Origin of the sequence: Sulfurimonas sp. HSL3-2, from assembly GCF_039645965.1 — a bacterium.
GTDB classification, from domain to species: Bacteria; Campylobacterota; Campylobacteria; order Campylobacterales; family Sulfurimonadaceae; genus Hydrocurvibacter; species Hydrocurvibacter mobilis.
In genome coordinates this window covers 324,983-336,730 of record NZ_CP147917.1, presented here as the reverse complement: position 1 = coordinate 336,730, position 11,748 = coordinate 324,983, and the positions used below count along the sequence as shown (strand labels likewise).

Annotated in this window: 13 protein-coding genes; 8 read left to right on the top strand and 5 right to left on the bottom strand. The window is 38.6% G+C overall.

What is annotated here, in order from left to right; translation table 11 throughout:
* Positions 1 to 2: 2 nt before the first annotated feature.
* Positions 3 to 1,304 (bottom strand): tRNA (N6-isopentenyl adenosine(37)-C2)-methylthiotransferase MiaB, encoded by a 1,302-nt coding sequence (miaB, locus tag WCX87_RS01790; RefSeq protein ID WP_345980331.1) that lies wholly within the window; start codon positions 1,302 to 1,304, stop codon positions 3 to 5.
* 9 nt (positions 1,305 to 1,313) lie between these two features.
* Positions 1,314 to 1,559 (bottom strand): HP0268 family nuclease, encoded by a 246-nt coding sequence (locus WCX87_RS01785; protein WP_345980330.1) that lies wholly within the window; start codon positions 1,557 to 1,559, stop codon positions 1,314 to 1,316.
* Between the two features lie 182 nt (positions 1,560 to 1,741).
* Here WCX87_RS01785 and nusA point away from each other — a divergent pair, with 182 nt between their 5' ends.
* Positions 1,742 to 2,878 (top strand): transcription termination factor NusA, encoded by a 1,137-nt coding sequence (nusA, locus tag WCX87_RS01780; RefSeq protein ID WP_345980329.1) that lies wholly within the window; start codon positions 1,742 to 1,744, stop codon positions 2,876 to 2,878.
* Positions 2,879 to 2,969: 91 nt separating this feature from the next.
* The gene (locus WCX87_RS01775) at positions 2,970 to 4,187 is read left to right on the top strand and encodes an FAD-dependent oxidoreductase (RefSeq protein WP_345980328.1); all 1,218 of its coding nucleotides are present in this window, start codon (positions 2,970 to 2,972) and stop codon (positions 4,185 to 4,187) included.
* On the opposite strand, the gene WCX87_RS01770 is transcribed toward WCX87_RS01775, so the two are convergent.
* Entirely contained in the window at positions 4,184 to 5,143 is a 960-nt protein-coding gene (locus WCX87_RS01770; protein ID WP_345980327.1) for an ABC transporter permease, read from the bottom strand. The genes WCX87_RS01775 and WCX87_RS01770 overlap by 4 nt on opposite strands.
* A gap of 56 nt (positions 5,144 to 5,199) precedes the next feature.
* On the opposite strand from WCX87_RS01770, the gene WCX87_RS01765 reads away from it, so the two are divergent.
* A complete protein-coding gene (locus WCX87_RS01765; RefSeq protein ID WP_345980326.1) occupies positions 5,200 to 6,138 on the top strand; it encodes a DUF234 domain-containing protein in 939 nt (312 codons plus the stop codon).
* Here WCX87_RS01765 and WCX87_RS01760 read toward each other — a convergent pair.
* Positions 6,135 to 6,935, bottom strand: coding sequence for a DnaJ domain-containing protein (locus WCX87_RS01760; RefSeq protein ID WP_345980325.1), 801 nt, complete (start codon positions 6,933 to 6,935; stop codon positions 6,135 to 6,137). The two genes, WCX87_RS01765 and WCX87_RS01760, sit on opposite strands and share 4 nt — an antisense overlap.
* A gap of 195 nt (positions 6,936 to 7,130) precedes the next feature.
* Here WCX87_RS01760 and WCX87_RS01755 point away from each other — a divergent pair, with 195 nt between their 5' ends.
* The 5 genes from WCX87_RS01755 (at position 7,131) to WCX87_RS01735 (ending at position 10,850) form a co-directional block, all read left to right on the top strand.
* Positions 7,131 to 8,351, top strand: coding sequence for a hypothetical protein (locus tag WCX87_RS01755; protein WP_345980324.1), 1,221 nt, complete (start codon positions 7,131 to 7,133; stop codon positions 8,349 to 8,351).
* A gap of 150 nt (positions 8,352 to 8,501) precedes the next feature.
* Positions 8,502 to 9,482 carry a CsgG/HfaB family protein gene (locus tag WCX87_RS01750; RefSeq protein ID WP_345980323.1) on the top strand — a complete coding sequence of 327 codons (981 nt, stop codon included), beginning with the start codon at positions 8,502 to 8,504 and terminating at the stop codon, positions 9,480 to 9,482.
* Positions 9,479 to 9,778 (top strand): hypothetical protein, encoded by a 300-nt coding sequence (locus WCX87_RS01745; RefSeq protein WP_345980322.1) that lies wholly within the window; start codon positions 9,479 to 9,481, stop codon positions 9,776 to 9,778. The genes WCX87_RS01750 and WCX87_RS01745 overlap by 4 nt, the downstream gene beginning before the upstream one ends.
* Positions 9,778 to 10,161: a DUF4810 domain-containing protein gene (locus WCX87_RS01740; RefSeq protein WP_345980321.1), complete on the top strand. Its 384-nt coding sequence runs from the start codon at positions 9,778 to 9,780 to the stop codon at positions 10,159 to 10,161. Before WCX87_RS01745 ends, WCX87_RS01740 begins: the two co-directional genes overlap by 1 nt.
* Entirely contained in the window at positions 10,158 to 10,850 is a 693-nt protein-coding gene (locus WCX87_RS01735; RefSeq protein WP_345980320.1) for a GNA1162 family protein, read from the top strand. The genes WCX87_RS01740 and WCX87_RS01735 overlap by 4 nt, the downstream gene beginning before the upstream one ends.
* A gap of 44 nt (positions 10,851 to 10,894) precedes the next feature.
* Here WCX87_RS01735 and aguB read toward each other — a convergent pair whose 3' ends face one another.
* The gene (gene aguB, locus WCX87_RS01730) at positions 10,895 to 11,740 is read right to left on the bottom strand and encodes an N-carbamoylputrescine amidase (protein ID WP_345980319.1); all 846 of its coding nucleotides are present in this window, start codon (positions 11,738 to 11,740) and stop codon (positions 10,895 to 10,897) included.
* Positions 11,741 to 11,748: the final 8 nt, after the last annotated feature.

Below are 11,748 nucleotides of genomic sequence, written 5' to 3'. Positions count from 1 at the left end.
ATCTACTTTACTATTTCGCCGATTAAAGAGGCTCTACCGACATCCGTTATTTTCACATCCGCCAAAGTCCCTAGAAGTTCATCGCTTCCTTTGACTTTTACAAGATAGTTATTATCGCTTCTGCCTGCTACGTATCCATCCGGACGCAACTCTTCGAAATAGACCTCATAGACTTTTCCAAGCTGCTTTGCAACATTTTTATCTAAGATCTCAGTATGCAGATCCTGAAGAGTAGAAAGTCTTTCAGAACCCACCTCTTCATCGACGGTATTTGTATACTCTGCCGCTTCAGTCAGAGGACGCGCAGAGTATTTAAAGCTAAATATCTGTTCGAACTCTACCTGACGTACGACATCTAACGTATCTTCAAAATCTTCATCACTTTCACCCGGAAATGCGACGATGATATCCGTACTCAGGCTTACATCGGGTACCATCTCTTTGAGTTTGTTCACACGGTTTAAAAACCACTCTTTTGTATAGCCGCGCTTCATATCTTTTAGGACTTTAGACGAACCGCTTTGAAGAGGCATATGCATAGATTTACATATCTTAGGATTTTTTGCGAACTCTTCTAAGAACTCATCATCCATGTGAAACGGGTGAGGAGAGGTAAAACGGATACGTTTTAAACCCTCTATTTTCGAGATACGGCGCAGAAGTTCCGTAAAGTTCACTTTCTCATGCTCACCGCTGAAACGTCTGCCGTAATTATTTACGTTCTGTCCCAGTAAAAAGAGTTCTTTTGCTCCACTGTCTACTGCTTTTTGACACTCTTTTAGGATCAGATCCGTCGGTATCGATATCTCATCACCCCTAGTCTTTGGAACTATACAAAATGTACATTGTTTATCACAACCGATAGAGATGTTAATGTAGGCTTTGTAAGGAGATGAACGAAAATCTTTAAAAGCAAAGTCTGATTCATCGTAGTTTATATCTATCTCAACGGATTTGTCTTTATGCAGTACTTCGCTTATCTTGGATACGTTTCTCGCACCCAGGACAAAGTTGACATAAGGAGCGCGTTTGATGATATCACGGCCTAGATGTGATGCAGTACAGCCGCACACGCCTATCTTCGCGCCCTCTTTTTTGATTTTGTTAAATACACCAAGCTCAGAAAAAAGCTTTTGAACAGGCTTTTCACGAACTGAACAAGTGTTAATAAGAATAAGATCCGCCTCTTTTGAATCATCTGTAAGGACGTAATCGTCTTTCTCATTTAACTCGGCTATCATATGCTCTGAATCGCGTACGTTCATAGCACAGCCGAGAGTCTCTATATAGAGTTTTTTACTCACATCAATACCTTAAGCTAATATGTGAACTTCGTACATATACTCGCTGTCAGCTAATCCATACTTTACTTCACGCATATAGAAACTTTTACCGCTTGCTTCTATGTGATCTTGAAGTGCTAAAAGATCTTTGTGTGAGTTTTCACGGTCAAAATAAAATATTACCGATCCCTCTTTTTCTGCACTCTCTTCAATCTTTTTTAAATCGATCTTTTTTGGTTTTTGGTCAATTTCAACACGAGCTAATTTTAGTTCCATCTATAATCCTTGCTATATAATTATTTGCATTATATTAAAAATTCAATAAATATTCGATTAAGACCTTAGCGTACTTAAAACATTTTTTAAATAAGTTTTTGATATAATAACTCTCTTCATAAAAATAAACCTCCTTTTTAACATACTATTTTTTATGAAAGCCACCTAAACAAGGGATACTTATGGAAAAAATTTTAGATATAGTCGATGCAATCGCTCATGAAAAAGGTCTAAAGCCTGAAAATGTTATCGAAGCACTTAAAACAGCTTTTGTTCAAACTGCAAAACGTGTAATCAATCCTAATTTTACTTTTGAAGCAGATATTGACAACCAAACAAAAAAAATGCACCTATTTCAAACTATCATAGTTGTAGCAGATGATGATGAAAGACTAGAAGACGAGGAGATATCTGGTGGATATATCTCTTTAAGCGACGCAAAAAAACTTGATGAAGATGTCGAACTTGAAGATCAGCTTCAGATCGATCACAGCTTAGAAGATTACGGACGTACTGCTGCAGGACGCCTGCACAATGAGATCGAGTACCACGTACAAAGACTTGTAGAAAATGAACTGTATAACAAATATAACTCAAAGATCGGTACTATCGTAACAGGACGCGTAACGCTTGTCGATTCAGACCAAAACACTTATATCGAAGTCGATGAAGTACGCGCAGTACTGCCTATGAAAAACCGTATCAAAGGTGAAGTCTTTAAAGTGGGCGACCTTTTAAAAGCGGTAGTCCGCCGTGTCAATATCGACAAACAAAACGGTATTCAGATCGAGCTGTCTCGTACATCTCCAAAGTTCTTAGAGCAGCTTCTGGCATTAGAGGTTCCTGAGATCGCAGACGGTGTCGTCTTAATCGAGAAAGCGGCTCGTATACCGGGTGAAAGAGCTAAGATAGCACTTCTTAGTATGCACCCTCAAGTCGATGCAGTAGGTGCTACTGTAGGTGTAAAAGGTGTACGTATAAATGCTGTAAGTGAAGAGCTGTTAGGTGAGAATATCGACTGTATCGAGTACACTAGCATTCCTGAGCTTTTCGTAGCACGTGTTATGAGTCCTGCGATCATTTCTCACATAGAGATCGAAAAAGATGAGAAAGGCGAAGCGGTAAAAGCGATCGTCACTCTTCCGTCTGACCAAAAAAGCAAAGCGATCGGAAAAAGCGGGATCAACATCCGTCTGGCTTCGATGCTTACGGGAATGACGATCGAACTGGTCGAACAAGAGGGTAGCACTGCGCAAGGTACTGCTCAAGAGAACGAACAAAAAGAGAGTGTAGACGCACTTCAAGCACTCTTTAGCTAAAACCTTTACATGTAAGAGCTTTTTTCTTACATGTACAACCTACTCAATCTATCTAATCAAAACTTTTATTATTTGATGTATAATCTTTCTTATGGACAAAAAGAAACTGTTTATTATCGGTGCCGGATATGCAGGCATTAGGACTATTTCAAACCTCTATAAATGCAAAGATGTAGAGATTTATCTCATCGATAAAAACTCCTATCATTACCTGCAGACGGATGTCTATGATTATCTTACCAGTCAGATAAACCTTTCAGACATAGCAATCGATTTATATACATACTGTGCCAGCTATGAGCGCAATGTGACCTTTTTACATGAAGAGGTCCTGCGCATTGATTTGGAAAATAAAAAAATCGTGACGACAGAAAACCGTTACAGATATGATTACCTCATCATCGCAAGCGGTGCACAGACCCTGCTTCCGGATTCCATCGAAGGTTTAAAAGAGAACTTTCACGGGATAAAATCACTTGAGAATGCTCTTTTATTTAAACAGAAGTTTGAATACTTCATCTACAAAAAGATAGAAAACGAAGGAAAATGTTCACTAGACTCCAACTTCAATATTGTTATCGCCGGCAGCGGTCTCAGCGGTGTCGAGATAGCCTCTGAGATGGCGAACTACTCCAGAGAGTTTTATAAAGACACGGGATATCTTTGCAGCGGTATAAACATAACCCTTATTAATTCACACGAAAAACTCTTAGCTTCCAACTCCGTTTTTATGCAGAAAGAAGCAGAAAAAAGGTTAAATGACCTTGGAATTAACATTATAAAAAATGCTCGCGTGACAAAGGTAACGGATGATTGTGTCATATTGAACAATTCGCAAAAAGTCGATATGAACTTTTTGATCTGGACAGCGGGAATAACCTCAAGCGATATGGTCTTAAATATGAAAGCTGCCAAAAATAAAAAAGGCCAGCTTGAAGTCGATGAGTATTTTAGACTCAAAGAGCATAAAGATGTTTTTGCCGTCGGAGACAATGCGCAGATGTTCGATCCCCTTACAAAAGCCCCTCTTCCGCCTACCGCGCAAGTCGCTACATACAGTGCGGACTATATATCCAAAAACATCATTAGAGAGTTATCTAACAAACCGCTTCAAGTAAAAAGCATAAGACTCAGAGGTTTCTTTGCATCTCTTGGCGGCAGATTCGGTTGCGGTGAGGTGATGAGTTTTTTTAAGTTCAGAGGGAAACAAGCCTATTTCTTTAAAAAACTGATAGAAAAAACCTATAGATTCCCTCTGCATCAAAGATGCAAAAAGGGACTAAAAAAGATAAAGGAGCTTATGAATTAGCCTCTTTTTGCATACGGGTTTAATCTAAAAAGTATGAAATCGGCTATCATATTCCCCAGTAACGTTAAAAATGCGGTGATCATCAGTATCCCCATAATTGACGGGTAATCACGACTGAGCGCGCTCATATAGAAGAATCTTCCCATCCCGTCTATCCCGAATATCGATTCAAGGATAACACTTCCTCCGATAAGACCAGGAAGAGAGAGTCCTAAAAGTGTGACGACAGGCGGCAGAAGATTGGGCAGTATATATCTTTTTAGTATGAGCTTATCACTGAGTCCTCTTGCCTTCGCAAAGAAATAATAATCGCTCTTTAGTATCTCTAACGTTAAAGAACGGATGTAGATGATCATACTTCCAAGTCCTACAAAAGTCATGACTCCCACAGGCAGAACGAGATGCCAAGCCATGTCAAGATAATAATATATTCCGCTTTTTGCCTCCATGGAGTGAAGCCCTGAAAACGGCAGGATATTCAGGTTTACGCTAAAAAGTATGATCAGTAGAAGTGCCAGATAAAACGAGGGCATAGAAAATGAGAACAAAGAGAACTGACGGATCATATAGTCGGTTTTTTTACCGTTTTGAAGTGCCGCTTTTATCCCCAGATAGATCGATATAAAAAAGACCAAAAAGAGCGATACGATATTTATGACCAACGTTATAGGGATACGTTTTGATATCTCAGTACTTACATCCTGCCCAGTTACAAACGAAACACCGAAATTAAGCGTCAAAATATTTTTCATCCAGTCTATATACTGATATAAAAGAGGTTTATCCAGACCGTAGACAGCTTTAAGTTTTTCTAGAGCTTCTGGTGTCATATTGGGATTTAACTCACCTGCACTAAAAAAGCTGTTAGGTGCGATATGGATAGCCAAAAAAGATATGACGGAGATAAGCAGAAGCATCAAAACAAGATATGATATTTTTTTAATCAGTAAAATCATAAAAATATTATACTACATTCGTTATAATAATCCATGCAAAAGAAAATAGAAGCTAAATGCTGTTAGAACAGTTTAGGTCATTTTACGCCAGACACTACCCTGATGATATGGAGAAACAGATAGAGTACTTCTCTATCTTCGGCGGACTGGGATGGCAGATAGATATTGACAAACCTCTTGATGAACTTATAGTATCTGTGATACTGGATAACTATGGACATCTCCACAACGAATTGGCAGTCCTCTCTCTTGATGAACCGGAGTATGCCCGCTTGCTTCATGCTCTTGCCATAGGTGACAGACGCATATTTAAAGCTTTTAGCCGTGCAGGACTCAACAACGGCAACGGCGGTGCAGCACTGGATTTTTTACAAAACAACAATATCTTAGAGATGCAGCACTCCCGTGAAAGACATCCTAAAGAGATCTATCCTGACCAAAAACTAAAACGTGACATCGCGCGCCATCGGATATCTCATAAAATGAGATTCACTAAACCCTTTATCAGGTTCTGGTTTTATTTTATCACTCCCTATGCAAGAGAGATCGAGATCGGAAACTATGAAAACGTTTTAAAAAGGTTTCAAACACATCAAAGCAGTTATACAAGTCTGGTATTTGAAGAACTCTCAGAACTATTGCTTGATTACTATACAAGAGATGACCAGATACTGACAAGCGGAAGCTATTGGGACGCAAATGTCGAGATAGACATACTGGCGATCACAAAAAGTTTGAAAATATATGTAGGCGAATGTAAATGGACAAACCATAAGGTGAATAAAAAAGAGGTTCACAAACTCTTGGAAAAATGTTCCAAACTCGGCATCTCTCCAAACAAAGTACTGCTATTTTCAAAACGCGGATTTTCAAATGAACTGGAGCACAATCAAAGTCCGGATCTGGCACTTTACAGTGCTGAAGATTTTTCGATTTTGCTTAAAAACATCTCACAAAACGATCTTAGACAGGGGTTTGAACCTCCCTACGTCTAACTAACGATTTTGAGTGCGCTGTAAGCCTCTTGAAGAAGTTGAAACTTTTGTGTGTAATGGTCTAGCATATTTGGACTTTTATGAAAGATTCTGTCCGGATGGTATACGCGGACAAGTTTTCTATAACTTTTCTTCAGTGTTTCCAAAGAAGCTCCTACGGGACACTCTAAGACATTATAAAAACGCATCATCTTCTCTATGTTTCCGCCTTCGTGTTCATCACAGTCAAAGATCGAGAAACCTCCGTATAAACGTCGCAGAAAATCACTGTCATAACTATATTCGATCTCATAATGAAGTACATTTCTCTTATTTAGAACACGTTCTAATGTTGTTTTTGACCTAGAATCACTTACATCTAGCGTTATAGAAGAGTCCGTACTCTCTTTTATGTATATACCAAACTGCCCTTTTAAAAAGCTCATGACCCAGTCGTTTGGATAATACAGGGAGATATCCACCGTGTATTTATCTCTGGCATAGACTTCAACACTCACGTCTTGAATATCCTGCATACTGATAAGTTCTACTTTTATCGGTTTATCTGTCAGTTTTAAAAGCGATTTTTTAAAAAAATGTTCCGATAGATCATGTTTTTTTGCATAATAGGAACTGAGCCGTTCTAAAAAATTTTTTCGGCTATCTATATAGGATTGGTTTTGAAAGACTAAAACAGCTTTTGGCAGGAAGAGCATATTTTTTGCGTGTTTAGTTAAAAAACTCCTCACCCATGCCTGATTTAATGTATTAAAATCGGTACGAATCAAAATGAGATTGTTCTGCAGTACAATTTCCATTTACATCCCTCCTCTTCACTGAGCATTTGACAATACAAAGCAAAAAAAGTTCCATTAAATTCGATGCTTACATATTATACACTTTTTTATATCTACATCTGTAAAGACAACAAATTGTTAATACTCTACTGATGTAACCGTTATGTAATTTTTAGATTTTAAAATGTCGGTAACAAAAACAGGAGAAATTCAAAAATGAAAAAAATCGTATTATCTACATTAGCAGCATTATCAATTGCTACAGTTGCATCTGCAGGAGATGTTAAATTTTATTCTGACGCTAACGGTCAAGTTTACACAACAGCTGGTGAAGGTCGTACTGAGATTAAAACTCCAACTCCAGTGTTCGCAAAAGCTTCTAAATTAGAATTCAGCGGTCTACATTACTTAGGTTATACATACAAAAGTACTGATGATTTAAAAGCATCTGATGTAACAGCAACTGGTCTTACTCCACCTGCAAGTGACTTAAAAGGAACTGGTACAGGTAAATTTGAAATGCGTCGTAACTACGTTCAAGTTAAAGCACATTTCTTTGATGATCCAAAAAGCTACGCTCGTGTAACTATGGATATGACTAATGTAAGTGGTTACAATACTGTAATCGTTAAATACGCTTACCTTTATTTAAATGAAGTTCTTCCATTCACTGGTGTTGAATTCGGTCAAGTTCACCGTCCATGGATCGACTACGAAGAGCACAATGGTTGGTTCTACCGTTCAATCTCTAAAACTATGACAGAAGCTGGTGAAACTGCTGACCTTTCTAACTCAGCTGACTTAGGTGTTAACTTCAAAACTAAAACTGAATATTTTACATCTGAAATCGGTCTATTCAACGGTGAAGGTTACCACGGAGACAGCACATCTAACACTGGTACTGGTAACTCTTTAGAGTGGAGATTAACTGCTGCGGTTCTTGGTGGTGGTAAAAAACACCGTCACGCTACAAAAGACACATGGTTAGATGCATCTTTCTGGGGTCAATACAACATGAAAAATGGATCAAATACAGATGCAAACGGTGATACTCAAAGCTATAAAATCTACGGATTACACGCTGTATACAACATGCCGTCATTCCTATTATCAGCACAATATATCAAAGCTGAAAATGACAATAAAGATACTTACAACAAAAACGGTAACGGTTACTCTGTAAACGGTACAGTACGTCTTGGTAGCGACAATGAGTATGAAGTATTAGCTCGTTACGACCATTGGACAGCTGAAAAAGACAACAATGATAACCTAAACAGAGACAACTATATCTATGGTGTTGCATGGGCACAAAACAAAAACCTAAAATGGTTATTGACTGGCCAAACATCAAAAAATATTGATCATGGAAACCAAAAAGGTGTTGTAACTCAAGATTACAATGCTGCTATGTTAACTGCTGAAGTTAAATGGTAATAACACTCCCTTCAATGTGACTCATGTCACATTGGAACACTTCTTTATTTCCTTTCATTTATCACTTTAAAATACTTTTTTAATATTATTTTGCTACTATATTAACCGTATACTCACAATTACTGTGAAATATTTTATCAAAGGTTAACGATGTATAGCAAAATATTTAGTACACTTATTGTCGGAACGGTTTTGTTTTCTGGTTGTGCAACTATGAAAAAAACTGAAATACACGAGACTCCTTCAGACTCTACTCCTGAAGTCAGTAAAACACTGCAAATAAAAAAAGATGAGCCTACAGGTCTAAAAAGAAAAGTCGCCATAGGCAGATTTACAAATGAGACCAGATACGGACAAAGCTTTTTTATAGATAAAAACAATGATAAGATCGGTAAACAGGCTATGGATATATTATCGGCACAGCTTTTTAAATCCGGTAAATTCATAATGCTTGAACGTGCAGACATGTCAAAGATCGAAGATGAACTCAAGATGGGCGGTTCCAAAAAACTTGATAATGCTGCCGATTACCTGATCCTCGGTTCTATCACTGAGTTTGGACGTAAAGAGACTAGTGATGTAGGCTGGTTCAGCCGTGTTAAAAAACAGGAGACTTTTGCAAAAGTCCATATTCGTATAGTCGATGTCAGCACCGGAGAGATTATCTACTCTGAAGATGGAAAAGGAAGTGCATACAGTGAAGCAGGAACTGTAATGGGTGTGGGTGCAAAAGGCAGCTATGACAGTGAACTGAATGATAAAGCGATAGACGCTGCGATATCTGATCTTACTTCCAATATCATAGAGAATATGCTCGATAAACCTTGGAGGGGCTACATACTCGGATATCAAGACGGTTCCCTTATCACTTCAGGCGGAAAAAGCCAAAACATCAAAGTGGGTGATAGATTTGATGTCTATCTAAAGGGCAAGCAGGTCAAAAATCCGCAGACAAATATGATGATGACACTACCGGGCAAAAAACTCGCAACCATCGAGATAACATCCACTTTGGGTGATAGACCGGAAAATGAAGTCTCTACTGCAAAAATCTTAAACGGAGATCTGCGCCCTTACATCGCTTCAAAAGATTTTAGTAAACTTTATATGCAACTAGGAGATAAAAAATGAGATATATATTATTAGTCCTGACTATGTTAGCAGTAGTTAGTTTCAGCGGATGCGGATATAAAGAGGGAGTAGCTACAGGAGCACAGAAGTCATATCTTTATTTTACAGGTAATGTTGATGGTGCTGCCGTATCTATAGATGATTCTGAAGAGTTTGCAGTAAAAGCTGGACGTGACAATCAGTACGGAATAAAACCCGGAAAACATATCATCACTATCTATAAAGACGATATGCTTATTTTAAAAAGAGAGATTTTTGTGGGTGACGGCATCGCAAAAGAGATAGAGGTTAAATAATGAAAATATCTAAAACAACAGTACTTACGATTCCTGCTTTGGCGATACTGCTTTTATCAGGCTGTGCAAATCAGCCAAAGCCTTTATATGACTATGAAAACTATAGCGACAGTTACTATAACTACAAAAAGAACATGAGCGAAGAGTCGGCATTGGAGTACCAAAAATCTATAGAGATGGCGATAGAAAATGCGAAAGAAAGCCGTTCAGGACGTGTCGCTCCCGGCATGTATGCAAACTTAGGGTATATCTATTTAAAAAGCGGTAAAACGAAAGAGGCCATAGACAACTTCACTAAAGAAAAAACCATATATCCGGAGTCTGCACATTTTATGGATCTTATGATAAAAAAAGTCAAGATAGCACAAGGAGATAAAAAATGATCTATAAAAACCTACTCGCTGCAACAGCGCTTGTTATGACATTATTTGTATTTTCCGGATGTGCGCCAAAGATGATGACAAAAGCTGAAGCATTTCCTAAGATGTATGAGGAGCATCCAAAATCACTCCTTATCCTTCCGCCTATGAATGAAAGTACCGACGCGGAAGCGAAAGACTACTATATGACTACTATAGAGATGCCTTTTGCACTTATGGGGTACTATACATTCCCTGTAGAGATGGTCAGTGATATTATGAAACAAGAGGGCGCTTACGATACGGAGTTGATCTACAATACGCCTTTAAATAAGTTTCATGATTATTTTGGAGCGGATGCTGTCTTGTTTACGCGTATCAAAAAATGGGATGTCTCATATGCCGTTCTTGCTTCGAATCTAACGGTATCTATTGAGGCGAGTATAGTCTCGACCTCGACATCTGAAGAGTTATGGAAATATACCGGAACGGTCGTAGTCGATCTTAGCGGCGGCGGAGACAGCGGCGGCGGTCTTGCCGGATTAGTCCTTAAAGCAGTGATCACTGCAGTCAATACTGCAGCAGCAGATTATGTCAAATATGCAAGAGTAGCAAATGCAAGACTTATCACGACACTGCCTTTAGGGCCGTATCACGAGAACTATCTTCAAGATCAAGGTGTTCAAATACTTCCTCAAAATCAAGGGAATTAAAGATCTATTTCGATGTGACTTTTCTCACATCGAAATACTAAGTATTACTTTACCAAGTCTCCATAACACTCCGGACGTCTGTCACGGATAAGACCCCAGTAGTGTTGAAACTCTCTATTTTTTTCCAGATCAAACTCAGCATAGATGATCTCTTCTCTATTGCGTGATGCCTCAGCGATCTTTTCACCCGAACTGTCTGTTATAAAAGATGAACCGTAAAACTTAAGCGTACAGCTGCTGCCTACCTCTTCCCCATATCTGTTTGCAGCTATGACCGGAACTATATTTGTCGCGGCATGTCCCATCTGAACTCGCTGCCAATGATCTTTTGAATCCACATTGATCTCCGGTTCACTGCCTATGGCTGTCGGATAAAATATCAACTCGGCACCCTTTAATGTAAGTACACGTGCCGTCTCACAGAACCATTGATCCCAACATATTCCGGCACCTATTCGACCATATGCAGTATCCCAGACTTTAAAGCCTGTATCGCCCGGTTTAAAGTAAAACTTCTCTTCATATCCAGGACCGTCAGGAATATGTGTTTTACGGTAGTTTTCAAGCTCTTTTCCATCAGCGTCCATAACTACTAAAGAGTTAAAGTATTCATCCCCGCTTTTTTCGAAATAACTCACAAGAAGAACTACTTTTAACTCTTTTGCAAGAGCTGAAAAAGTTTTCAGGATCGGATTTCCTACTCTTTCCTGCGCCCAAGAAAAATATTTTTCATCTATATCTTTACAAAAATACAGCCCTTCAAAAAGCTCGGGCAAAAGTATTATGTTTGCACCGCTGTTTGATGCTTCTCTTACCAATCTTACGGCTTTATTTATGTTAGAGCTTTTATCATCGCTCATACTCATCTGAATAGCTGCTACTTTTACCATAAACAGAA